At 64.5% G+C, this 24396-nt stretch carries 19 protein-coding genes and 2 tRNA genes; 8 read left to right on the top strand and 13 right to left on the bottom strand.

Annotated features, from left to right (window positions below; all coding sequences use genetic code 11):
• Nucleotides 1–3: 3 nt before the first annotated feature.
• The 6 genes from ACVOLO_RS16500 (at nucleotide 4) to ACVOLO_RS16475 (ending at nucleotide 5989) form a co-directional block, all read left to right on the top strand.
• Complete coding sequence (locus ACVOLO_RS16500; RefSeq protein ID WP_481571403.1) at nucleotides 4–612, top strand: GNAT family N-acetyltransferase; 609 nt, start codon at nucleotides 4–6, stop codon at nucleotides 610–612.
• A complete protein-coding gene (gene argC, locus ACVOLO_RS16495) occupies nucleotides 609–1562 on the top strand; it encodes an N-acetyl-gamma-glutamyl-phosphate reductase (RefSeq protein ID WP_481571402.1) in 954 nt (317 codons plus the stop codon). Before ACVOLO_RS16500 ends, argC begins: the two co-directional genes overlap by 4 nt.
• A gap of 109 nt (nucleotides 1563–1671) precedes the next feature.
• Nucleotides 1672–2970: an argininosuccinate lyase gene (locus ACVOLO_RS16490; RefSeq protein ID WP_481571401.1), complete on the top strand. Its 1299-nt coding sequence runs from the start codon at nucleotides 1672–1674 to the stop codon at nucleotides 2968–2970.
• A gap of 312 nt (nucleotides 2971–3282) precedes the next feature.
• The gene (locus tag ACVOLO_RS16485; RefSeq protein WP_481571400.1) at nucleotides 3283–3540 is read left to right on the top strand and encodes a YciI family protein; all 258 of its coding nucleotides are present in this window, start codon (nucleotides 3283–3285) and stop codon (nucleotides 3538–3540) included.
• Between the two features lie 4 nt (nucleotides 3541–3544).
• Complete coding sequence (gene proB, locus ACVOLO_RS16480) at nucleotides 3545–4693, top strand: glutamate 5-kinase (protein ID WP_481571399.1); 1149 nt, start codon at nucleotides 3545–3547, stop codon at nucleotides 4691–4693.
• 33 nt (nucleotides 4694–4726) lie between these two features.
• Nucleotides 4727–5989, top strand: a complete 1263-nt coding sequence (locus ACVOLO_RS16475) for a glutamate-5-semialdehyde dehydrogenase (protein ID WP_481571398.1) — start codon at nucleotides 4727–4729, stop codon at nucleotides 5987–5989.
• Between the two features lie 93 nt (nucleotides 5990–6082).
• Here the strand turns inward: ACVOLO_RS16475 and pgaD are convergent, their stop codons facing one another.
• The 10 genes from pgaD to ACVOLO_RS16425 form a co-directional block, all read right to left on the bottom strand.
• Nucleotides 6083–6646, bottom strand: coding sequence for a poly-beta-1,6-N-acetyl-D-glucosamine biosynthesis protein PgaD (pgaD, locus tag ACVOLO_RS16470; protein WP_481571397.1), 564 nt, complete (start codon nucleotides 6644–6646; stop codon nucleotides 6083–6085).
• The gene (gene pgaC, locus ACVOLO_RS16465; protein WP_481571396.1) at nucleotides 6643–7890 is read right to left on the bottom strand and encodes a poly-beta-1,6-N-acetyl-D-glucosamine synthase; all 1248 of its coding nucleotides are present in this window, start codon (nucleotides 7888–7890) and stop codon (nucleotides 6643–6645) included. Before pgaC ends, pgaD begins: the two co-directional genes overlap by 4 nt.
• Before the next feature lie 7 nt (nucleotides 7891–7897).
• Entirely contained in the window at nucleotides 7898–9808 is a 1911-nt protein-coding gene (gene pgaB / locus ACVOLO_RS16460) for a poly-beta-1,6-N-acetyl-D-glucosamine N-deacetylase PgaB (RefSeq protein ID WP_481571395.1), read from the bottom strand.
• Nucleotide 9809: 1 nt separating this feature from the next.
• Nucleotides 9810–11843: a poly-beta-1,6 N-acetyl-D-glucosamine export porin PgaA gene (gene pgaA / locus ACVOLO_RS16455; protein ID WP_481571394.1), complete on the bottom strand. Its 2034-nt coding sequence runs from the start codon at nucleotides 11841–11843 to the stop codon at nucleotides 9810–9812.
• A gap of 161 nt (nucleotides 11844–12004) precedes the next feature.
• The gene (locus ACVOLO_RS16450) at nucleotides 12005–13204 is read right to left on the bottom strand and encodes a CynX/NimT family MFS transporter (protein ID WP_481571393.1); all 1200 of its coding nucleotides are present in this window, start codon (nucleotides 13202–13204) and stop codon (nucleotides 12005–12007) included.
• 267 nt (nucleotides 13205–13471) lie between these two features.
• Nucleotides 13472–13548: transfer RNA gene (locus tag ACVOLO_RS16445), tRNA-Pro, on the bottom strand.
• A 161-nt stretch (nucleotides 13549–13709) separates the two neighbouring features.
• Nucleotides 13710–13786 (bottom strand) — tRNA-Pro (locus tag ACVOLO_RS16440).
• Nucleotides 13787–13847: 61 nt separating this feature from the next.
• Complete coding sequence (cydX, locus tag ACVOLO_RS16435; RefSeq protein ID WP_481571392.1) at nucleotides 13848–13958, bottom strand: cytochrome bd-I oxidase subunit CydX; 111 nt, start codon at nucleotides 13956–13958, stop codon at nucleotides 13848–13850.
• Nucleotides 13959–13992: 34 nt separating this feature from the next.
• Nucleotides 13993–15144 (bottom strand): cytochrome d ubiquinol oxidase subunit II, encoded by a 1152-nt coding sequence (gene cydB, locus ACVOLO_RS16430; protein ID WP_481571391.1) that lies wholly within the window; start codon nucleotides 15142–15144, stop codon nucleotides 13993–13995.
• 15 nt (nucleotides 15145–15159) lie between these two features.
• Nucleotides 15160–16734 (bottom strand): cytochrome ubiquinol oxidase subunit I, encoded by a 1575-nt coding sequence (locus ACVOLO_RS16425; protein WP_481571390.1) that lies wholly within the window; start codon nucleotides 16732–16734, stop codon nucleotides 15160–15162.
• A gap of 202 nt (nucleotides 16735–16936) precedes the next feature.
• Between ACVOLO_RS16425 and cydD the strand changes: the two genes are divergently transcribed.
• Together cydD and cydC are read left to right on the top strand one after the other, a co-directional pair.
• Entirely contained in the window at nucleotides 16937–18664 is a 1728-nt protein-coding gene (gene cydD / locus ACVOLO_RS16420; protein WP_481571389.1) for a thiol reductant ABC exporter subunit CydD, read from the top strand.
• Complete coding sequence (cydC, locus tag ACVOLO_RS16415; protein WP_481571388.1) at nucleotides 18661–20376, top strand: thiol reductant ABC exporter subunit CydC; 1716 nt, start codon at nucleotides 18661–18663, stop codon at nucleotides 20374–20376. Before cydD ends, cydC begins: the two co-directional genes overlap by 4 nt.
• A gap of 31 nt (nucleotides 20377–20407) precedes the next feature.
• On the opposite strand, the gene ACVOLO_RS16410 is transcribed toward cydC, so the two are convergent.
• The 3 genes from ACVOLO_RS16410 to ACVOLO_RS16400 all read right to left on the bottom strand — a co-directional run bounded on the left by ACVOLO_RS16410 (nucleotide 20408) and on the right by ACVOLO_RS16400 (nucleotide 24101).
• The gene (locus ACVOLO_RS16410) at nucleotides 20408–22408 is read right to left on the bottom strand and encodes a PEP/pyruvate-binding domain-containing protein (protein WP_481571387.1); all 2001 of its coding nucleotides are present in this window, start codon (nucleotides 22406–22408) and stop codon (nucleotides 20408–20410) included.
• Between the two features lie 73 nt (nucleotides 22409–22481).
• Nucleotides 22482–23096 carry a DUF1294 domain-containing protein gene (locus ACVOLO_RS16405; RefSeq protein ID WP_481571386.1) on the bottom strand — a complete coding sequence of 205 codons (615 nt, stop codon included), beginning with the start codon at nucleotides 23094–23096 and terminating at the stop codon, nucleotides 22482–22484.
• 126 nt (nucleotides 23097–23222) lie between these two features.
• Nucleotides 23223–24101 carry a DNA ligase gene (locus ACVOLO_RS16400; protein ID WP_481571385.1) on the bottom strand — a complete coding sequence of 293 codons (879 nt, stop codon included), beginning with the start codon at nucleotides 24099–24101 and terminating at the stop codon, nucleotides 23223–23225.
• Nucleotides 24102–24396 lie beyond the last annotated feature (295 nt).

Here is a 24396-nt window from a genome sequence, read left to right as displayed (position 1 = left end):
ACAATGAACAATGTCGCCACCAACGCATGGAACACGGTGCCGGAACTGAAAGGCCGGCATGTCTGCCTGGAACCGCTGTTGCCGGCGCATGTGCCGGCCCTGCGGTTGGCGCTGGGCGACGGCGAACTTTCGCGCTGCTGGTACACCAATGTGCCGGCACCGGAAGACGTGGAGCGTTACGTCGGCGCCGCGCTGGACGTGCAGGCCCAGGGCAAGGTGCTTGCCTTCGTGGTGAAGGATGCACGGGGTGAGGTGGTCGGAAGCACGCGCTTCTACGCGTTGGAAGCGGACGTGCCGCGGCTGAACATCGGCTACACCTGGTACAACCCGCGTGTGCAACGCACCGGCCTCAACACCGAGGCCAAGTGGCTGTTGCTGCAGCATGCCTTTGAAACCCTGGGTTGCATCAGCGTCGGGTTCGAGACCAGCTGGTTCAACCAGCCCTCGCGCAAGGCCATCGCGCGCCTTGGCGCAAAGCAGGATGGCGTGCTGCGCAGCCATAAACGCCACGCCGACGGCTCACGCCGCGATACCGTTGTGTTCTCCATCATCGATACGGAATGGCCGGCGGTGAAAGCCCACCTGCAGTTCCTCCTGGAATCGCATTCATGACTGACAAGAAGTTCTCCCTGGGCATCGTCGGTGCCCGCGGCTATACCGGCACTGAGCTGATCAAACTGGTGGCCAACCATCCGAACATGGAGCTGGCCTTCGTGTCCTCGCGCGAGCTGGCTGGCCAGCGTGTGGCCGACCACAATGACGCCTACAACGGCGAACTGCGCTACGAAAGCCTGGATGCCGACGCCGTGGCCGCCAAGGGCGTGGATGCGGTGGTGCTGGCGCTGCCCAATGGCAAGGCCGAGCCTTATGTGGCTGCACTGGATGCGGTGAAGCCGGACACGGTCATCGTCGATCTTTCGGCCGATTACCGCTTTGAAAATAGCTGGTATTACGGCTTGCCCGAGCTGACCCGCAACCGTTATGACGGACAGAAGCGCATCAGCAACCCGGGCTGCTACGCCACTGCGATGCAGCTGGCCATCGCGCCGCTGCTGTCGCAGCTGGCCGGGCCGCCGGTGTGTTTTGGTGTGTCGGGCTGGTCCGGTGCGGGCACCACGCCGTCGGACAAGAACAACCAGGAGTTGCTGCGCGACAACCTGATGCCCTACGCGCTCACCAACCATGTACACGAGCGTGAGGTGTCCACCCAGCTTGGCGTGCCGGTGGAGTTCATGCCGCACGTAGCGCCGCATTTCCGCGGCATCACCATGACCGTCAACCTGTGGCTGCAGCAGCCGCTCAAGCGCGAAGAGGTGATGGCGCTGTATCAGCAGCGCTATGCCGACGAGCCGTTGATCGACGTGGTTGATGAAGCACCCTGGGTCAGCCGTATTGCCGGCAGTCACGGCGTGCAGGTGGGCGGGTTCACCATGGCGCCGGGCAACAAGCGCGTGGTGCTGGTGGCGACCATCGACAACCTGCTCAAGGGCGCGGCGACGCAGGCGCTGCAGAACCTCAACCGGGCGCTCGGCCTGGATGAACTGACTGCCATTCCGCACTAATCACTTTTGTAGGAGCGGCCTCGGCCGCGAAGCTGGCAATCGGCCAGATCATCAGCTTCGCGGCCAAGGCCGCTCCTACCAAGCTATTTTTGGATGGAGACTCCCCACCATGACCAACCTGCTCTGGCAGAAACCCGGTGTCGCGGTAGACGCGAAAATCCAGGCCTTCCTGGCCGGCGACGACGTTATTCTTGACCGCGAGTTTTTCCTGCACGACATCCAGGCCAGCACGGCGCATGCCGAAGGCCTGCAGCACATCGGCATTCTCAGCGCCGACGAACTGGCTGCGCTCAAGCGCGAACTGGCGACATTGGCTGATGACTTCCGCAGTGGCGCGTTTGTGCTGGACGAGCAATACGAGGATTGCCACTCGGCCATTGAGGCGCGCCTGACCGAGCGGCTCGGCGATGCTGGCCGCAAGATCCACACCGGCCGTAGCCGCAACGACCAGATTCTGGTGGCAACACGGCTTTGGTTGAAGCAGAAGCTGGAACGGGTGGCGCAGATCAGCAGCGACGTGGCGAAGGTTGCGCTGGACCGTGCCGCAGCCGAACAGCTGCAGCCGTTGCCGGGTTACACCCATATCCAGCGCGCTGTGGTGTCCTCGGCGGGCATGTGGTGGGCCGGTTGGGCTGAGGCCTTCATCGACAACGCCGTGCGTGCGCGTGACACGCGCGCACTGATCGACACCAATCCGTTGGGCACCGCCGCCGGTTACGGCGTCAACCTGCCGCTGGACCGCGAGCACACCACGGCTGCGTTGGATTTCGCACGGATGCAGATCAGCCCGATCTACGCGCAGCTCTCGCGCGGCAAGTTTGAGTTGGCCGCGCTGGAAGCCCTGGGTGGTGCGACGCTGGACCTGCGTCGTATCGCGTGGGATCTGTCGTTGTTCACCACCGGCGAATTTGCCTTTGTGTCGTTGCCGGCGCAGTACACCACCGGCAGCTCGATCATGCCGAACAAGCGCAACCCCGACGTGATTGAACTGATGCGCGCCACCCATGCCAGTGTGGCCGCTGCGCGCACCGAGATCGAGCAGCTGTTGTCGCTGCCCTCCGGTTACCAGCGTGATCTGCAGAACTCCAAGGGTGCGATCGTGCACGGCTTTGGTCGCGGCCTTGCCGCACTGGAACTGTTGCCGGCGCTGTTGTCGAACCTGGATTGGCGCGACGGCAACATCCGTGCGGCAATCGATTCGGGCATGTATGCAACCGATGTCGCGGTGGAAGCCGCGGTGGCGGGTGTGCCGTTCCGCGATGCATACAAGGCAGCGGCCGAGGCGTCAGATACGGCGGGGCAGGGGCGTACGCCTGAAGGCAGTCTGGCCGCGCGCGTGTCGCCCGGTGCGGCGGCGGATCTTCGTTTGGAAGAGCTTGTTGCACGCTGGAGCGCGTTGCAGGGTTGATGTTCTGATGCGGGCGCCGGAAGGCGCCCGTATTGGTTTTGGTTTTTGGCTTCGGCTTAAGCCCCTCTCCCGCAAGCGGGAGAGGGGTTGGGGTGAGGGGGAGCTTCTGGGAAGTAGAGTCAAAAGCCCCCCTCATCCGCCCTTCGGGCACCTTCTCCCGCACGCGGGAGAAGAGACAGCAACAACCAAAGCCACAGCCCAAGCCCAAGCCAAAGCCAAAGCCAAAGCCAAAGCCAAAGCAAGTTCCAAGCGAAAGCAATCGCGCCAACTTCCGCTGCGGCGTGGTGTCATATGCAGCTAAAGGAGAATGCAATGAAGCTCTACCTGGTAATGGCAATGCGCAAGCCGTCGTTCGACACCGCTGTGGTTGCCCCGCACGTGGCTTTCCTCGACGCGCTCGCCGCTCAGGATCAACTGTATCTGACCGGCGGTTTCAGCGACGGAACGGGCGGCGCTTACGTGCTCAAAAACGTGGCGGACCTCGACCAGGCCAAGGCCATCGTCGCGCGCGACCCGCTCGTCATTCACGACAGTTCCGACATCGTCATCCATGAATGGAATACCCGCTGACGCCATGAGTACCGTCGCGCAATCACCGTTCACCGAGCAGGCGCTGCCGCAGTGGCGCCGCGCTGTACTGAAAGTCGGCAGCAGCCTGCTGGCCGCAGATGGCGGTGGTTTGACGCCGCGTTTCGCACTGGGTCTGGCCCAGTTCGTCTCGGCCAATGTGTTGGCCGGGCGCGAGGTGGTGATCGTATCCTCCGGTGCGGTCGCCGCCGGGCGGGCCATCGTGCCCAAAGTCGCCGAAGCCGGCGCGGCGATGGCCGCACGGCAGGCGCTGGCCGCCCTGGGCCAGGCGCAGTTGATCGGCCTGTGGCAGCGTTTCTTTGAACGCCCGGTGGCGCAGGTGCTGCTCACCCATGACGACCTGCGCAACCGCCGCCGCTATCTCAATGCCCGCGCCACGCTCAACGAACTGCTGGCGCTGGGCGCGCTGCCGGTCATCAACGAAAACGACACCGTGTCGGTGGATGAACTCAAGCTCGGTGACAACGACAACCTCGCTGCCATCGTCGCCGCACTGGTTGATGCCGATGCCTTGTTCATTGCCACCGATATCGACGGCCTGTACACCGCAGACCCGCGCAGCAATCCGACGGCGCAGCCGATCAACGACGTCATCGCGCTGACGCCGGACGTGCTGGCGATGGCCGGTGGCAGCGGCAGTGCGGTCGGCACCGGCGGCATGCACACCAAGCTGCAGGCCGCTGCCAAGGCTGGTGAGGCCGGCATCGATACCTTCCTGTTCAATGGCCGCGACGGTGATGTGGTGCGTGGTCTAGCACAGGGTCGCCTGCGCGGCACCCGGCTGCACGCCGGGCAATCGCGCATCGCGGCGCGCAAGTACTGGCTGCGGCATGCGCCGATGGAGCCAGGTGCGATCCTGGTTGACGCCGGTGCGGCGCGTGCGCTGCGCGAGAAGGGCGCGTCGCTGCTGCCGGGTGGGGTGGTCGGTGCCGAAGGCGAGTTCCGGCGCGGCGACATGATCGAAGTGCGGCTGTTCGAGGCCGATGGACAACAGCGCATCGCGCGTGGTGTCAGCCAGTATTCGGCCGTGGACATTCGCCGCATCAGCCAGCACCACACCCGCGAAATCGAATCGATACTTGGCTACAACTACGGTGCCAACGTCATTCACCGCGACGACATGGTGCTGCTGTGACGACTGTATTCAATGCTTATCAAAGGTGCTGTCATGAGTGATATCCGCACGCTGGCAATGCAATGCCGGCAGGCTGCGCAGGCGCTGGGTCTGCTGTCCACCCAGGCGCGCGGTGAACTGCTGCAATCGATGGCCAACGCACTGGATGCCGACGCCGATGTGATTCTTGCCGCAAATGCACGCGACCTGCAGGCCGCAGAGGACAAGGGCGTGGGTGCGGCAATGCTGGACCGCCTGGCATTGAATCCCGCGCGCCTTGCCGGCGTTGCCAATGCGTTGCGCGAAGTGGCTGCCTTGCCCGATCCGGTGGGCGAGGTCACGCGTGACTATGTGCGCCCCAATGGCATCCGCGTACAGAAGGTGCGCGTGCCGCTGGGCGTGATCGCGATGATCTACGAGGCGCGCCCGAACGTGACCGCCGATGCTGCCGCGCTGTGCATCAAGGCTGGCAATGGCGTGATCCTGCGTGGGGGCTCGGAAGCCATTCATTCCAACACCGCCATCGCCGAAAGCCTCAAGCGCGCCCTGCGCGAAGCAGGGTTGCCCGAAGCGGCATTGACGCTGGTGGAGGATCTGCGCCGGGAGACCATGCTGGAGCTGCTGCAGCTCAACGACATCATCGACCTGGCCATTCCGCGCGGTGGTGAAGGGCTGATCCGCTTCGTGGCCGAGCACGCACGCGTGCCGGTCATCAAGCACTACAAGGGCGTATGCCATCTGTTCGTCGATGACAGTGCCGACATCGCGCTGGCGGTGAATTTGCTGGTGGACGGCAAGGTGTCGCGACCGGCAGCCTGCAACTCGCTGGAAACGCTGCTGGTGCACGAAGCCATCGCGCCACGCTTCCTGCCGCTGGCCGCCGCTGCATTGCGCGAGCGCGGGGTGGAACTGCGCGGTGATGTCGCAACGCAGGCGCTGTTGCCGGGCGTGTTCCCGGCCACTGACGATGATTACGCCGCCGAGTATCTCGACCTGATCCTGGTGATTCGCGTGGTGCCGGACATGGCGGCCGCCATCGCGCATATCCAGCAGTACACCTCCGACCACACCGAAGTGATCGCCACCGGCGATCCAGCACACGGTGAGGCCTTCGTGCATGCACTGCGCTCGGCAGTGGTGATGGTCAATGCCTCCTCACGCTTCTCCGATGGTGGTGAGCTGGGGTTGGGCGCGGAGATCGGCATCTCGACCACGCGCCTGCACTCCTATGGGCCGATGGGCCTGGAAGCGCTCACGGTGGAGCGTTTCGTGGTGCGCGGTGAGGGGCAGGTACGGCATCCGGCCACAGGTGGCTGAGCCGGCGTGAGCGCGCGCTTGTCCAGGTTGCATTGACTGCAGTCGGCAAGGCCGCAGGGCTTTCCATGCCCCGCAGCCTTGTCGGAAGAACGGTCAATGCAGGATGTCTTCGGTGGACGCCTGCGGCTGTATACGCGTTGTTGATAAAGACGCGGTGCCTTGCGAAGGGGGCATTGGCTGTTGGCAGGTGAAGCCTACCGGGCGCGCCTGGTCGTCCATGTGCAGCACCACGGATTTGCTGCCAGCCAGGCCTTCGGCCAGGGCCGTGGTCGCGCCCAGATCGTGGGCAATCTGTTGGATGTCGATCGCTGCGATGGGCGAGCGCCGTTCCTTGCCGGCGAAGCGCATGCGGTTGTACTCGGCCCAGGCAATCAGGCCTGCGGCGCAGCACAGCAGGATCACCGGCACGGCCATCAGCAGGAAGGGGTCCACCTGGTCCTGGTATTCGTACAACTGCTGCCAGGCCAGGCGGATGCCGAGCAGCCACGACAGCAGGGTCAGCAGCGGCACGCACAGCACCATCAGGAATGCCCAGAACGCTACGCTCACCGCACCCCACAACGTGCGTTGCAGGCGTGGCTGCTGGCGCGGCTTGCGGATCAGTGTGGAGTCGAACTTGGCGTTGGCACTTGATCTGTTTTTTGACTTTTCGTTCATCGAATTCCCCGGTCCGGGCTTACCCAGGTGGCACGCTTGCCGCGCCGCTTGAGCAAAGTCTTGGGCAATGCCACAACGGTGGTGCACAGGCTGATCAGCCAGTAGGCCATCGGATACCAGATCACCCAGAAGTAATTGCGGCCGACGTGGGTTTCATAGCGGCGGTCGATGATCAGGCTGCTGGCGAACTGGGCCAGGCAGACCAGCGCCAGGATCACGCCATGCCATTGCGGCAGCACCTTGGCGATATACAGCTGTGGCGGCATCGGGATGAACTTGCCCAGCGCCCACAACACCAGGATCGCCAGCATCGTGTAGGCCCACAACACGCTGAGCAGGTACTCCAGAAGCACGCCCCACATGCGACGTTTGCGCCAGCTGAGCAGCGCACGCGCATGTCGCAGCATGACTTCCACGCCGCCCTGGGCCCAGCGCAGGCGTTGCTTCCACAGGCCGCGCAAGGTCTCCGGCATGAGAATGAAGCACAGCGCATTGGGCTCGTAGCGGATGTCCCAATGATCCAGCTGCAGGCGCCAGCTGATGTCGATGTCCTCGGTGATCATGTCATCGGCCCAGTAGCCGATGCGGTGCAGCGCGGTGCGACGGAAGCCGGCAATCACGCCGGAAATGGTGAAAATGCGGCCATACACACGCTGCGTGCGCTTGATCATGCCGATGATCGAGGAGAACTCGGCGACCTGCAGCCGGCCCAGCAATGTGGAGCGGTTGCGGATGCGGGGGTTGCCGGTGACCGCACCCACGCGCGGGCCGGAGGTCAGGTGCCAGATCATCCAGTGCGTGGCGTATTCCTCCAGCATCGCATCGCCGTCGATGCACACCAGGTACTCCGAACGCGCGGCCAATGCCCCCATGCGCAGCGCATTGGCCTTGCCCAGGTTGCGATCCAGGTGGACCACGCGCAGGCGTGGGTGCACGCGCGCCAGGGCATCCAGGCGCGCGCCGGTGTCATCACTGCTGCCATCGTTGATGGCGATGACTTCATAGTCCGGATAGTTCTGCGCCAGTGCCGCGCCCAGCGTGTCTTCCAGGTTTTCGGCTTCGTTGTGGCAAGGAATCAGCAACGAGGCGAAGGGGTACTCGGCCATCGGCGGCGGATCGCTGCGGTCGCGGGCGTTGCGCTCGCGCCGCACGAAGTAGTACAGGCCGCCGCACATCCACATGAAGGCCATCACCAGCGGGTAGAAGAACGCGAACTGCAGCAGTCCGTAAAGAATCGGGTGCATGTCCACGTTACTTCTCCACGTAGGGGAAGTTGCGCACGGACATGGCCGCGCGGGCATCCTTCAACGCCGGGCGGTCGGCGATGAAGTCATCCGGGTACCAGCCCATGTGCTTGACCCCGCGCGCCTGCAGGCGCCGCACCAGGGCACGCAGGCGTTCGCCGGGGATTGGCTTGCCGGTACGCCAGTCCAGCGTCTGCAGTTCAAACAGGGTGCTGTTGAACTCCGGGTCCTGCTTGCGCACGGCTTCGACCAGCTGGTCGAGCCAGCGTTCCGGGTGACGGCTGCCTTCCATCCACGGCATCGCCATCAAGGCCGTATGCGTATAGGCATGGTTGAACAGGTCCAAGCGCTGGGCGAACCACGCTGAACTCTGCGGTTGCAGCACCGGCTGCGCATAGAGGTTGCGCACGGTGGCCAACTTGGGGCGCCAGCGCTGGGCGGCGTCGCGCAGTTCAAGGGTGAAGTCGATCAAGGCCTGGGTGCGTATGCCGTCTTCGCCCTCGGCCGGCAGATGGGTCAGCTCGGTGTCGCGCAAGTAGGCATCGTCATGGAACAGCAGGCCCTCGAAGTAAGAGTTGATGGCCAGGTCGGCATAGATGTCCTTGATGATCTGCCGCACTTCCGGGCGGGTGAAATCAAGGCGGAAAATGCCATCCTGCTCGGGACTCTGGAGCTTCAGTGCCTCACGGATGGCCGGGTCCTGCAGCTCGTAGCCGAGCACCGGCAGCCAGGCGTAGACCTTCACCTCGGCACGGGTTTTCAGCTGCCAGGCCACGCGGTTGAACAGGTCCGCCCGCATCGGCAGGTGGCGGTTGGGGAAGTAGAGGGCATCAGCCGAACCATTGCCATCAGGGTCGGCAAAGGCCTGCAGATAGACGTGGCTGGGGCCGACCTGGTTGACGCGTTCGATCAGCGCATCCAGGTTGCGCGACTGCTGTTGCGGATCCTCGTCGTAGACCATGTCCAGATCGATCTGCAGGGCGCGGACGTTTTCCAGTTCAATGTCCCGGCGCAGGTCGCGGGCGAGATTGACGGCGGTCGGGTTGTCCATCATCAGCAGGCGCGCAAGCCCGCCCAGGTTTGATGTCACCGGCGTGCTGCGGCCTTCCAGGTCGAAAGACACATCCATGCCCAGCTGCGCGGCCAATTCGTTGGTATAGGCGTTGTAGGCGGCATACGGCCAGACGATGGCGCGGGGCCGGGTGCCGGTGTTGTCCACGATGCGTTGCACGCTGCGGGCAAGGTCGTCGCGGATGCGCTTTTCGTAGACCTGCGGGGTCTCGTAGGCACCGGCCACCGGGTCATAGATGCGTGTGATGACCGCCGGAGTGGAGTTGCCCTGCGGGTTGGATTGCACGCCGTGATGCAGGTTGTCGGTATGGCTGGCAACCTCGATCAGCCCGCTGGCCTGCATTTCGCGGATCTGCTGCCAGGTCAGGAAATCTTCGGCAGCGAACGGACGGTAGCCGTAGTCGATGCGCCGGTCGGGCGCCATCTCCACGTAATCGGTGATCACCGCGATCAGCGCCGGGTAGTTGTAGGCGCGCAGCAGCGGGAACACCTTGGTGTAGACGCTGCGCAGGCCATCGTCGAAGGTCAGCAGCACCGGCTGCGGTGGCAGCGGCTTGCCGCCACGCGAGGCCTCGATCAGCTGGGACAGCGAGATCGGGTGGTAACCCTGCGCGGACAGCCAATCCAGGTGGGCCGCGAAATTCTGGGTGCTGACTGCATAGAGATCCGGGTCGCCATGACGCGCAACGTCGTCGCGGATGTCGTGGTAGCTGATGACCAGCAGACCGTTGTCCGCCGAGTCCAGATTGATACGGGGTTCCGTGGGGGCCTGCGCGTACGCACTTGTGGCAAGGCAGAGCAGCGCCAGCAGCCAGCCGGCGAACAGGGTGATGTGGTTGTTGCGCATTTCATTGCCCCCAATGGATCGCGGCGTCCAGGCCGATATGTCGTTCACGTCGTCCGTCATAGACCGGGCGTGACCAGCTCACGCCGTACTCGATGACCCGGCCGATGCCCAGTTGCCACTCATGGCGATAGCTCACGGTCGGTACCCGTGCATTGCCGTAGCCGCGTTGCCAGTAGTTGCCCAGGGACACTTCCAGTTGCTGGTTGAAATGTCGCTCGTAGCGTTGCCAGGCCCGGTGATCGATGCGCAGGCCCAGCTCCAGCAGGCCATCGCGTTCCGGGCTGAAGTACGGCACATCGCTGCGGCTGCTGCGGCCCAGGTAGCCACTGCCCAGGGCGGTGAGCTGCAGTCTGGGCAGGGTAAGCACGCGCTGTTGCACGCTGCTGCTCAGCAGATCGCGGTTGTTGTCGTCGCTGTAACGGAAACGGCTGGCGCCGGCACTCCACACGGTGCGTTCACTGCGGCGGTACTCCAGCGCCAGTGCCATGCTGTCGGCGTCGATGCCTGCCGAGCGTGCCTGCATCGAGGCTTCGTCATCGTTGCGCGCGGCGGCAAGGCCGATGTGCCAGTGGTCGTTGAACTGCCAACCAAGACCGGCGCGGATGCCGGTGCCGCCGATGTCGTCATTGGCACGGTTGAACAGCAACTGCCCATCGAGCTGGTCATAGCGGTATTCCACGCCCGCGCCAACGCGCAGGGGCTGCAGGCGTTGCCCGGGATAGTCAACGCTGCGTCGGTCGGCAAAGGTCAGCAGGCGCCAGCGGTCATCGATGACGGGTGAGCGCAGCTCCACGCCGTAGTGGCGGTCGTCATTGCCCAGGGGGGAAACACCACCGCCGGAACTGTGGCCACCTTGTGCGTGGGCATACACCTGCCAGCCACGATGTGACTTCCAACTGCGCTGCATGCGCTGCACCACCGGCTGGGTGGGGTAGCGGCGCAGCAGGTCTTCATACAGCGGGCGCGCCAGGTCATCGCGCTGCAGGTCCACATAGGATTCAAACTGCCCCACGCGCGGCTGCACTTCGCGCGGGTCCTGGGTGTAGGCCATCTGCTGGCGTTCCAGCGCGCGGCGCGGCCATCCGCGCATCTGGTAGACCATGCCCAGCGAGGAGTGCAGGCCGCCGTTGCCTGGCGCGGTATCGGCCAGCGCTTCAAGCGCCTGTTGTGCCGTTGGCAGGTCGCCGCTGTAGGCGCGGATCATCGCCAGGTTCAGATCGGCTTCGTAGTGCGCCCAGTTTTGATACGACTGCTTGGCCCCGGCCTGGCGCCGGAACGGCGGCTCCTGCTCACGCCAGCGCTGCAAAAAATCGATGGCCTGACGTGGCTTGCCGCTTTCAAGGTAGGCGTAGGCCAACTCGGTGCGGACATCATCGCGTTCGGGTTCGCTGCGTGAGGCGGCCAGCAGAAACGGAATGGCTTCTTCCGGATGCTGGGTGGCCATCAGCGAATCGCCCACGGCGGGTAGCACGTAGTCGGGCAGGGCGTGGCCCTGCTGCTTCAAGGCGCGGTATTCGACGTACACCTGGTCATGCCGCGCCAGGCGGTTGAGCAGAACCAGGCGGTCATAACGTATCCGCAAGGGCGCGCTGTCCGTGGTCAGGCCATCGTGCTCCAGCATCGACTGCATCAGCGTCAGGGCGGCTTCGGCTTCATCAAGGCGCGTGTCTTCGCTCTTGCCATAGGCAAGGCTCCAGCCAACCCGCTTGGACAGGTAATTGGCCTCAAGATGGCGTCGCTGCTCGGCATCGAACAACGCTGGCCGGGCCTGATACAGCTGCCATGCGAGCCCTGCGTTGCCGATGTCCGACAGGCTGAGCACCTGCAACTGGTAGAGGAAATCATCCTGCGGGTACTGCTGCTGCAGCCGCTCGATTTCGTTCAGTGCTTCCAGCCAGCGGCCGTGATCGCGGTGTTGGCTGATCCGTGCCAGTGCTTCGTTTTCGCCTGCATCCGCGGCGATGCCATCGTTGCTGACGCTCCATAACGCACACGCCAATGCCACGCTCAGGGTGAGCGGCTTCCATACACGCATTGAGTTTCCCTGGGTACAGTTGCAAATCCCCGGGATTGTGACACGCGTCACAGGTCAGAGTCTGTGACAATTGAGGGTACAGTTCGTGAACAATTAACGGCTGGTTAATAATTTGCTGCTTTCGGGCCCCGATTGTCCGGTTGCGCAGCAGGGGGTGAAACTCACCAATAATCTTCCAGGTGCTGCGGGCGGCAGGCGAACCAGGCCGCGGTCAGCAGCACGATTGCGCACAGGGTCAAGAAGGCAAACGGCAGCGTCCAGCCGTCGGTACGGCCATGCAGCCAGCCAAACAGCACCGGCCCCAGGCAGGCGAAGCTGTAGCCGACGCCCTGCATGAAGCCGGACAAGGCGGCCGAGCCTGCGGGAGTGCGGGTGCGCAGATTGATCAGCGTGAGCGCCAGCGGGAAGGTGGAAGGGCCCAGGCCCAGCAGGGTGGCCCACAACAGCGGCGCGCTCATCGGTGCCCACAGCAACCCCGCGAACGCGGCCAGGTTGATCAGGAATACCAGTGCGACGAGGGGGAAGGGATTGCGTAGACGCACCGCGATTGCCGGCATCAGCAGTGATGGCACCAGGCCCAGTGCAGAGAACACGGCCACGGTGACGCCACCGAAGGCCGGCGATGCGCCAGCCTCGATCATCATCTTCGGCAACCAGGTGAACATGGAGTAGGTGATCAGCGAGGTCATGCCGAACATCAATGCCAGGCCCCAGCCCAGCGACGTGCGCCATACCTTGCCGGGGGCGTGAGCGGGGGCATTGTGGGTTTCGGGTGCGCGCGTGCTCCGCGACAGCATCAGCCAGGGCAGCATCGCGGCCAGTGAAAGCAGCGCCCACAGTCCCAGCGATATGCGCCAGTCATAGGCGTCGGCCACCGGGACGGCCATCAGTGCCGGAATCATCGTGCCGGCCTGCAACACAGTGATGTACAGCGTGCTCATGGTGCCGACGCGATCAGCGAAGTAGCGCTTGACCAGCGGCGGCAACACCACGTTGCCGATGCCCATGCCGGCCAGTGCGACGCCCGACCCCAGCAACAACATGCCCACGTTGCCCGCGCCGGCGCGGATCAACAGGCCTACCGTCGCCAGTGCCATGGCCAGCAGGGCCGTGCGTTCCAGCCCGATGCGGCGGGTCAATGCAGGTGTGGACAGGCCAAACAAGGCGAACGCCGCCGTGGGCATCATGCCCAGCACGCCGGTCATGGTGCTGCCGAAGTTGAAGACCTTTTCCAACTGGTCCAGCAGCGGTGTCAGCGAGGTCACCGCCGTGCGCAGGTTCACGGCCGCCAGCACGATCGCAAAAAACGCCAGCATGCGGCCGCGCAGCAGGGGATGGGGGGCAGGGGTGGCGTGGGTCATAAAACGTTCTTCACAGGTAGCGTTGCGGCCCAAACCGGAAGCGGCACGGGCAAACAGATTCAGATGGGCGATTGGGCGGCAGGGCTGGCCGAAACTGGCTGAGCCGGAGAATCGCGATTACGCATTGTACGGGGCGAGCCGTGAATGGGATGCGGTCGCATTACCGCCGGCCTGAAGAAGCAAAGGTGTGGGTGTTGTCGAATGCTGGGCCGACAAAGAAAAAAGGTCTGGAAATGCGCGTGCATTTCCAGACCTTTCATTCTTCCTTGGTCGGGGAGACAGGATTCGAACCTGCGACCTCTACGTCCCGAACGTAGCGCTCTACCAGACTGAGCTACACCCCGTAAGGAGCCGCCTATGATAGCGGTGATTCCACTGTCGTGCAAGTATTTCCCCGAAGGCCAACCCCGTGGACGGGTGGTTCCGGTGCGCCCGCGAGGGCGACTTCCACAAACAAAAAAACCTGAAAAACGTTGCCGTTTTTCAGGCTTCCTTGTGACCTTCCTGGTCGGGGAGACAGGATTCGAACCTGCGACCTCTACGTCCCGAACGTAGCGCTCTACCAGACTGAGCTACACCCCGCGAAAGGGAGCCGGAAAGATACGCTCAGTCCGGCCTCCTGACAATACCTGAAAGCAGTTTTTTAGCGTTTTGCTTCGTTCTTGCGTGCCTCGCGGGCTTCAAACCACATGCCGTTGAGGATGGCGACGGTTGAAGCAAGGCCAGCGCCGAGAATCCAGGCGAAATACCACATGGGATGACTCCTTTACGTATGTCGTGGATGTGCGTCAGTAAGCGTTCGGGTTCTCACCCATTTCCGCCGTGGTGGTCTTGCCCTTCATTACGCGGTACACCCAACTGGTGTAGGCGATGATCAGCGGCAGGAAGATCACGGTGGCCAGCAGCATGATCCACAGCGTCAGATGGCTGGAGGAGGTATCCCACAGCGCCAGGCTGGAGCTGGGCTGGCTGGAGGAAGGCAGCAGGAACGGGAACACCGCAAAGCCGACAGTGAGGATGATGCCGGCAATCGATGCGCCCGAGGCGAGGAACGCCAGGCCGCCACGACGCTTGCGCAGCAGCACCGCACTGAGCAGCGCACCGAGCAGGCCGACTACCGGCGCCAGGATCGTGGCCGGCATGTCGGTGTAGTTGCGCATCCAACCACCGGCAGCGGTGATTTCCACCGTCTTCAGCAGCGGGTTGCTCGGGCCATCGGTCACCACCTGCGAGGTGAAGGCGTAGCCGGGCAGGCCCATGGCCACCCACACGCCACCCAGTGCGAACAGCACAAAGGTCAGCAGTGCAGCGATGCTGCCGAAGCGGGCCGAACGATCAGCCACCGGGCCGTCGGTCTTGATGACCAGCATGGCGGCGCCATGCGAAACCACCATGGCCACACTGAGCAGGCCGGCAAGCAGGGCAAACGGTGTCAGCAGGCCGAAGAACGTGCCCGTGTACCAGATGCGCTGGGTGTCATCGAAGTGGAACGGAACGCCCAACAGCACGTTGCCAACCGCCACGCCCATGATCAGGGCCGGGATGAAGCCGCCGACAAACAGCGCCCAGTCCCAGTTGTTGCGCCAGCGTGCGCTGGGCATCTTGCTGCGGTACTTGAAGCCGACCGGGCGCAGGATCAGGGCGAACAGGATGACGAACATCGCCAGATAGAAGCCGGAGAAGCTCACCGCATACAGCGGCGGCCAGGCGGCGAAGATGGCACCGCCGCCGAGCACCAGCCACACCTGATTGCCTTCCCATACCGGGCCGACGGTGTTGATCACCAGGCGGCGCTCTTCATCGGTCTTGGCCACGAACGGCAGCAGTGCGCCGACGCCCAGGTCGAAACCATCCATGACCGCGAAACCGATCAGCAGCACGCCCAGCAGCAGCCACCAGATCACGCGCAGCGTCGTGTAGTCCAGAAGAATGAATTCCATGAGTGTTCTCCTTCCTTATGCCTGGCCCGGGGCCGAAGCGTGGTGGGAAGCCTTGTTCTGCAGCGACGGCAGGATCTCGTCCGGGCCCTTGCGGATGGCCTTCAGCATCAGCTTGACCTCGATGATGATCAGCACCGTGTACAGCACGGTGAAGCCCGTCAGCGTCATGAGAATTTCGTGCAGCGCCAGGCCCGAAGCAGCGTAGAAGGTCGGCAATACGCCTTCCACCGCCCACGGCTGGCGGCCGTACTCGGCGATGAACCAGCCGCATTCGATGGCGATCCACGGTGCCGGCAGCGACCACAACGCAATCTTCAGGAAGGTGCGCTTGCTTTCAAAGTTGTTGCGGCACGAGTAGTAGAACGCCACGGCAAAGAAGGCGATCAGGTAGAAGCCCAGGCCAGCCATGATGCGGAAGGTCCAGAACAGCGGTGCAACACGCGGCACGGTGTCCATTGCCGCCTGCGAGATTTCCTGCGGGCTGGCATTGAGGATGTCCTCGCGGTAACGCTTCAGCAGCAGGCCGTGGCCCAGATCCTGCCAATGGCGGTCGAACATCTCGCGCGCTTCGACGTCGGTCTTGTCGGCGCGGATGCGTTCCAGTGCACCGTAGGCCAGCTGGCCGCCGCGGATGCGGTGTTCGGCGCGCTCGACCAGTTCCAGGATGCCCGGAATCGGCTGGTCGAATGAGCGGGTGGCAATCAGGCCCATCAGGTACGGGATCTTGATCTCGTAATCGTTCTGGTGGGTTTCCTGGTTCGGGATGCCGAAGGCGGTGAAGTCGGCCGGGGCGCGCTCGGTCTCCCACATGGCTTCAATGGCAGCCAGCTTCATTTTCTGGTGTTCGTTGGCGGCATAGCCGCTTTCGTCACCCAGCACCACCACCGACAGCGAGGACAGCAGGCCGAAGGCAGCAGCCACCGCGAACGAGCGGCGGGCCACGTCCTGGTGCTTGTTGCGCAGCAGGAACAGGGCGCTGATCGACATCACGAAGACGGCGCCGGTGACATAACCGGCCGATACCGTGTGCACGAACTTGGCCTGTGCCACTGGGTTGAACAACACGGCCATGAAGTCGACGACTTCCATGCGCATCGTTTCCGGGTTGAACACCGCACCGACCGGGTTCTGCATCCAGCCGTTGGCGATCAGGATCCACAGTGCCGACAGGTTGGTGCCCAGTGCCATCAGCCAGGTGACGGTGAGGTGCTGCACCTTGGACAGGCGCCCCCAGCCGAAGAAGAACAGGCCGATGAAGGTGGCTTCCAGGAAGAACGCCATCAGGCCTTCAATGGCCAGCGGCGCACCGAAGATGTCACCAACATAGTGGCTGTAGTACGACCAGTTCATGCCGAACTGGAACTCCATCACGATGCCGGTACTGACACCGATGGCGAAGTTGATGCCGAACAGCACGCCCCAGAAAAGCGTCATGCGGCGCCAGACGTCCTTGCCGGTCATGACATAGACGCTCTCCATGATCGCGATCATGAAGGACAGGCCCAGCGTGAGTGGGACGAATAGGAAGTGGTACATCGCGGTCAGTGCAAACTGCAGCCGCGACAGCTCTACGACTGTTGAGTCGATCATGGCCAGGCTACCTCGTGGGTGTTGGGCATCATTGGGTGGCAGGAGTGGGGTTTATGGCGTAAATGCTCCCTGTTCATGCTTACCTCCGCCTTGATCTGGATCAATGAGGCTCTGGCCTACTGCGGTGATCTTGCACAGGGCCGGCGGGCAGGGTGCAGCTTGCTTACAATCGGTTCGATTCCTTTCAGCTGAGTTGCCAGTCTTGAGCGATGTTCCACATTCCGGCGACGTATTGCGCCACCAGCGTCGTCAACAACAGCAATGGCTTTCCTCCCTGGCCGCGGGTGCGCGCTCGCGGCAGCGGCTGGCGGCCCTTGCGGTATGCGGCTCGGGCGCCCTGTTGATCGTACAGGCCGGCGCCATCGCCTGGTTGATCCAGAGCATAGTCGTGGAACAGGTGGCCATCGCGCAGGTGGGTCACGCTTTCGGCCTGCTGGCGCTGACCCTGCTGTTGCGCAGCCTGTTGGGAGCGCTGGCGCAGTCCGCTGCCGGCGATGTGGCCGACACGGCCAAGCTGGCCCTGCGGGGGCAGATCTACCGGCGGCTGATGGCGCGCGGGCCGCTCTGGCTGCGCCGGCAACGGACCGGCGAGCTGGGGGAGCTGCTGCTGGCCCACGGCGATGCCATCGAGGGCTATTACGCCGGTTTCCAGCCGGTGCGGGTGGAAGTGGTGGTGGTGCCGCTGTTGATCCTGGCGGCCGTGGCCTGGGTGGACTGGGTGGTGGCGCTGATTTTCCTGTTCACTGCGCCGCTGGTGCCTTTCTTCATGATGCTGGTGGGCTGGGGCGCGGAGGCGGCCGGGCGTGCGCAACTGGGCGAACTGGCGCGGATGAGCGGCCACTTTGCCGACCGTATCAAGGGGCTGGGCCTGCTGCGGCTGTACGGGCGTGGCGAGGCGGAGCTGGGCGGCATCGAACAGGCTGCCGAAGGCGTGCGCGTGCGCACCATGAAGGTGCTGCGCATTGCCTTTCTTTCTTCCACGGTGCTGGAGTTCTTTGCCTCGGTGAGCGTGGCGATGGTGGCCCTGTACCTGGGGCTGAGCTACCTGGGAATGATGTCGCTGCATGCCGCCGTGCCGACCCTGGGCACCGGCATGTTCTGCCTGCTGCTGGCGCCGGAATTCTATGCGCCGCTGCGGCGCTTGGCGGCGCACTATCACGACCGCGCCAACGCACTGGCCGCTGCTGCGGAAGTGGAGCGGCTGCTGGCGGACGATGGCGTGCTTGAACCGGCAGTTGCCGATGTCGCCACCACTGCCCCGGTTGTGGCCGAGCCGGCGCAACGGCATGCGCCGATGCTGCAGCTGCAGGCCGTCACCCTGCGCCCGAAAGGTGCGCGCCACGACGTGCTGGTGGATTTCTCGCTGGACATCGACCAGGGGCAGCGCCTGGCCCTGGTCGGGCCCAGCGGTAGCGGCAAGAGCACCCTGCTGGAAGCGCTGGCCGGTTGGTTGCCGGTCCGCGAGGGAAGGATCGTCACCCGCGAAGGCCTGCGCATCGGTTACGCCGGGCAGCGGCCGTATCTTTTCCACGGCAGCATTGCCGACAACCTGCGCCTGGCCGACCCGGCGGTGAGCGATGCGCGGCTGCAGGCCGTGGCCGAGGTTGCACAGGTGATGCGGTTCGCGCGGCACCTGCCGCAGGGGCTGGACACGGTGATCGGCGAGCGTGGGTTTGGCCTGTCCGGAGGCGAGGCCCGTCGCATTGGCCTGGCGCGCCTGTTGCTGCGTGATCCGGATCTGTTCCTGCTCGACGAACCCACCGCCTTCCTTGATCCGCAGACGGAACACGATCTGCTGCAGGCATTGGCGTCGCACACGCGCGGCCGCACGGTCCTGATGGCCACCCACAGCGAGGCTGCGATGCGCTGGGCTGACCAGGTCATCACTTTGTCCAGCAAGGTGCCTGCATACGAAGGAGAGCGGGCATGAAGCCTGAAGATCGGGCGCACGGGAACATCGGCCCCGCGCAGGGCCGGCGCGACGACATGCGCAGTGTGTTCACCCGTCATCGCGGCTGGTTGCTGCTGACCACCGTACTGCTGTTCACCACCATGCTGGCCGGTGTCGGCCTGCTGGGCCTGTCTGGTGGTTTCCTCACCGGCGCCGCGTTGGCCGGTGCATTGGGGGCGGGGGCGACTTTCAACTTCTTCTCGCCGTCGGCCGGTATCCGTGGCCTGACGATGATGCGGATTGCCTCGCGTTACCTTGAAAAACTGGTCGGCCACGACGCCACATTGCGCATTGCGCGTGACCTGCGGGTGTGGTTTTTCCGGCGCGCGCTGCCGCTGGCCCCGGCGCGGCTGGGCAGCAGTCGTACCGGCGAGCTGCTGGCGCGGTTGATTTCCGATATCAGCGATGTCGACGGTGCGGTGGTGCGCGCGGTGGGCCCATTGTTGGCGCTGTTGGGTATCGCCTCGGTTGCGGTGTTCGCGGCGGCGTTGATCTACTGGCCGGCTGCACTGTTGTTGGCCGTGCTGGGCTTGTTGGTGGGGCTTGGTGTGCCGGTGTTGGCCGTGCGTCATGGCGATGCCAACGAGGCCCAGCGTGCGCAGCACCGCGCAGGTTTACGCACGTTGGCCTACGAAGGCCTGGAAGGTGCCGCCGACCTGGCCGCGTTGCATGCGCGTGATGCCTGGGCGCTGCGCGTGGACGAGGCCGCAGGCCAACTGGCGGGCGCAGACCGGCGCCGCAGGCGGCGGCTGATCGGCGGCAATCTATTGCATTCGGTGCTGTCTGGCCTGGGCCTGCTGGGGATGCTGTGGCTGGCTTTGTCAGCGTTCGAGGCCGGCAAGGTGGAAGCCCCGTTGGCGGCAGGCCTGATCTTCCTGACGGTGGCGCTGCTGGAAGTAGCCGCCGGCAGCAGCCTCGCGTGGCAGGCGCTGCAGTCGGCGCGGGTTGCGGCAAAACGGCTGCAGCAGATCGTGGATCAGCCGCCTGCCGTGCTCGATCCCGAACAACCCGTTGCCGTGCCACTGCCGCCTGCGGTCTTGTCATTCGAGAAGGTGGTGTTCGCCTGGCCGGGTGAAACGCGGCAGTTGCTCGACGGCGTTGACCTTCAGCTGGCACCCGGCGAACGCATCGCCATCCGCGGCGACAGTGGCTGCGGCAAGACCACTCTGTCTGCCTTGATGCTGCGCCTGTGGGACCCGCAGCAGGGAGTGATCCGCTACGGCGGCGTGGATCTGCGTGCCTTCAAACAGGACGACTGGTACCGCCAGATTGCCTGGTTGCCGCAGGGTGCGCCGGTGTTTGCCGGCAGCATTGCCGAAAACCTGCGCCTGGGTTCACCGCAGGCCAGTGACGAAGCCATGTGGTCGGTGCTGGGGCAGGTGCGGTTGCAGGAATGGGCGCAGCAGCAGGGTGGCTTGTCGGCGTGGGTGGGCGAGAACGGCGCCACCATGTCGGCCGGCCAGGCGCGTCGTCTGGCGTTGGCCCGCGCGCTGCTGCGCAACGCACCGCTGATGGCGCTGGACGAACCCACCGAAGGCCTGGACGTGGACACCGCGCACGCGCTGTTGACCGACCTGGCCGCAGCGCTGGGCAACCGCAGCCTGTTGATGATCACCCACGGCGAGTTGCCCGCTGGCGTGGTGCAGCGCGAATACCGGCTGCACCGTGGGCAGTTGCTGCAGTTGCAATGACCAAGGGTGAGGCGCGGCCACGAGGGCCGCGCTAGCGGCTGCTGCCGTCCACGTAAGGGCGCGACTGCAGGATGACGATGTCATCACCCACCACGGCCCATTCGATGTCCTGCTCGGCGCCGCCGAGTGCTTGCCGGGTGCTGCGCCCCACGGCGGCCAGGCGCGCGATCAGGGCGTCGGTCAGTACCTGGCGCGAGCCGGTGAGCGGCACTTCACGCACCCCGCCGTTGGCATTGGCAACCAGTTGCGTGTCCTCGGCCGAGCGGCTCAATACCTGCACCGCCTTGGACCAGTTGGAGTACATCACCTGCTCGGCCTGGCGCTTGCCTTCCACCACGCGAATGCCCAGCCCGCGCTTGGCCGAGATATAGGTGATGTGGCGACGGCCGGCATCGAACGGGTCGCGGGTGATCATCACCCCCGAGCTGTCCGACGGCGCAGCCGACTGCACCAGCACCGCCATCGCGACGGCATCCCCCAGCCCGGCGGCCCGGCGCGCTTCGTAAGCCTCGAAGTTGTAGACCGACGCCCAGACCGTCTGCACCGCACGCACCAGCGCATCGCCCTGGGTGACGTTGGGTACGGTGGTGTAGAGGCCGGCGCCGCTGAAGCCGGGCAGATCCTCCGAATTGGATGAGCTGCGAACGAACACGCCGCGTCCCTGCAGTTGGCTCTCCCATTGCGTCTGCAACAGGCGCGACAGCGCCGGGTCCGGCGTGGCAGTGCTGATCTGCGTGCGCAGCGCCGCCAGTGCGTCACGGCGCACGCTGGCGTCGCTGGCAAAGCCAGGACGTTGCTGCAGGGCTGCCAGGCGCTGGGGTATCTGCAATCGCAGCATCGCTGTTTGATAGTGCGAAAACGGCACGCAGAAGCCATCGGGCACCCGCGCTGCCGGCGGCAGGGCCGCTTTCAACGTGCCCAGGTTCGCTGCCTTGACACCACAATGGCCACTGTCCCGCGCCCGCAGCGCCGACAGCGGCTTGAGCGCGGTGACCGACAGGTCCGGACGGGGCAGGTTGCGTGCGTTTGCCGGTGTCCTGTTGGCCGGTGTTCGTGCCGGCCGCGTGCTCGGCCGCACCTGGTAGTTGTTGTTGCTGACCTCCAGCTCCACCCACTGGCCGTTGTATTGCCGCAGTGCTGACTGCGCATCACGCACATACGCGTTGGGGATGCGCCAGCCCTTGGCCAGCAGGTTGACGTGCGACAACAGCGTCGATGGGCGCTGGGTTATCAGGCCGGCCACCGGCGGCAGGGAGATCGGCACTTCGTCCAGTACCACGATGTCCTGCGGTGACAGGTCGCCGGCGTGCTCCACCGACGTGACGATACGCAGCCGGCCCCGTGCGGTGCCGGTATTCAACGGCAGGAAGCGTTGTTCGCGCAGCAGCGCTTCCTGGGTGATGAAGGGCAGGCCGGCGATGCGGGCGGTCTGTTCGTGGAGCGTGGAGTTGGTCTTGAAGCGGACGGGCTCATGGAAGGAGGCGCGTACCAGCGCATCGGCCTGCGTGAGCAGGTCCGGCGTCAGCTGGTCACCTTCCCAGAATTCATAGGTATAGCCCGGCAGGTCGCGCTGCCAGCTGAGGGTGCCAAACAGGAAGCGCCGTTGCGGATCCTTGTACTGCGCATTGAGCGTGGCCTTGTCCAGCTGCGGCAGCAGCCCTGTACGGCGGACGAAGTGTTCGTGCAGTTCGTGTCTGGGGGTGTTGACGTAATAGATGCGTGCCGGTGCGCGACGGTCGATGGTGAAGATCACATGCGGGATCTCCAGCGGTGTGCCGGCGTTGTATACGCGTGCAAGCTGCATGAAGCTGGTACGGCTGCCGATGCGGGGCAGGTGGTCCGGCGCTTGCGCCTGCGCATCGCTGGCCGGCTGCGATGCCTGCGTCGCCGTGCCTTGTCGGTATTCGTAAGGCGAGGGCTTGCGTGCAGCCTGTGCCATTGCGGCCTGCGGGGTGATTGCGGCGAGTGCGGCCGATGCCAGCAGCATCACCAGCAGTGTGCGGAAAACAGGCGACGTACGGGCTCGATCCATGATGCCGTTCGGGGTTTGAAGGTGCGGCATGATAAGCCACGCCCGCCGAGGCCGGCATCCGGCGCCGGGGTGGTCAGATTGCGCCGGACAGAAGGGTCCCGGCCATCGTGGTCAGCAGGAAGATGCCGATCAGGTTGAGCACTACCGTCGCCCAGAACACGCGCTGGAAACTGCGCTTGCTGGTCTTGTGGTTGAACAAACCCTGCGCCAGCAACGCGCCCGGCCAGCCCCCCAGCAAGGCGATCAGGTGCAAGGTGCTTTCCGGGGTGCGCCAGCGGTTGCGCTGCGCGGCAGCCTTGTCGCTGACGTAGAACACCAGTGCGAGCAGGCTCAGGCCGGTGATCGTCAGCATCATCCCGTCGGGAATGAGCCTTGCCATCCAGGCCAGCGTCACGGCAACCATCGCCAGCAGCCCAAGTGCGGTGCGCGGCAGACGCGGCGCGGGGCCGGGTGGTTTTGCTGCAGCCTGGGCCTTGCGCGTCGCCGCGAAGCGGACGGCGGTTGCATTGAGGCGGCCGCGGGCATCCTTCTTCTGCGCGTAGCTGATGAGCAGGCCATTGCCTGGTCGCTGCGTCCGGCGCTCGAATGCCTTGATGTGGACAAAGGCACGTTCGCCGCCGCCATTGGGCACCACAAAACCGTAGCCTTTGTCGTCATTCCAGTCTTCCAACCGCCCCTGATATCGCATGGCCCGCCCTGTCGTGTTAGCGGGGCATTGGAACCCATTGGCCGGGCCGTTGGAAAGTAGCGGTGATCTCCGCGTGGGGGCGTCTTCGTATGCGCGAGATCACCAGGGTCTGCGCTGCAAGGCAGCTCAGGGTGGGCCTGCCGCGCTCGCGGTTTCCTCACGCACCCGCAGGAAGCGTGCAAAACGCGGCAGTCCATGGACGGTGAGGCCGTTGTAGCGATAGGTGATAAGGCTGCCGATGGGCGGTGGGCTGGCGCGCTGGAGATCACTCAGGCCGCTGCCGACACGAAAGCGCCGCCCGTCATCAGCTTGCACCTGGAGTGCGCCGAGCATGCCTTGGTACTTTCCCTTGCCGGGAACATGGCCAATGACACGCGCCTCGGCATCATCGAACAGCTTGAGTTTGAGCAGGCCTTCGCTGCGCCCGGCGACGTAGTAATTGTCCTGATGATGCAGCATCAACCCTTCGCCGCCGGCAGCGACGACCTCATGCAGGTGCTTGTGCAACGACGCGGTGTCGGTGAAGCGTTGTTGGGCGATGGCGGCCAGATACGGGTTGCCCGTGCCGTGAACCAGGGTGCGCATCGCAGCGAGCCGTTGCGCGAATGTGCCGGGATGCGCAGGCAGGTCGAATGCCATGAACCGCAGCGTGCGCCATTGCACGTCGTCAGCAGGCGCACTGCGGACGATGGCGCTGGTGGAATCGAAGTTGCCACGGCTGGCCCATAGTTCGCCATCAAGTGGTTGCTGTGGCCACGCATGGGTGAACCACGTCGGCGCCGGGATGACGTTGCCGGCACGGCTGATCAATCGACGCCCGTCCCAGCGGGCGCGGACACCGTCGAGTTTTTCGCTGACCAGATAGCGCGAGACATCCGGGCCGTCCTGCCATTGCCCGGCAAGCATCAATGGCGGGGGCGATGCATTGGCAGCGCGAACACAGCACGGCAGGAGCAATACAAACAGGCAGGAAAGGAAGATGCGCAGCATGGTGAACCCTCGCATGGTGAGGGTTGCCAGCGTGGGCCGGGGAGATGCGCGCGCCTATCGGATGTGGCGGCTTGTTTGCGTAGGAAGCTGGGGAGCGTGGTTTCTGGCGGCGGATACCGCGCAGGAGGGCGGTTGTTTGGATGCGGGCAAGCGGTTGCGTAGTGATTGTTGCGCAGTGACGAACTGCAACCCCTCCCCAGCCCTCCCCTTGGCCATGCGGCCCAACGGAAGGGGGCGTTAATGTGGAGGGTGAGAAACCCGAGCGGCATATACACACCCAACCAATTGCCCCCCACCCCACTCAATGGAT

It is taken from the genome of Stenotrophomonas sp. STEN056 (assembly GCF_056759635.1).
This window is presented reverse-complemented; position numbering and strand designations above follow the sequence as displayed.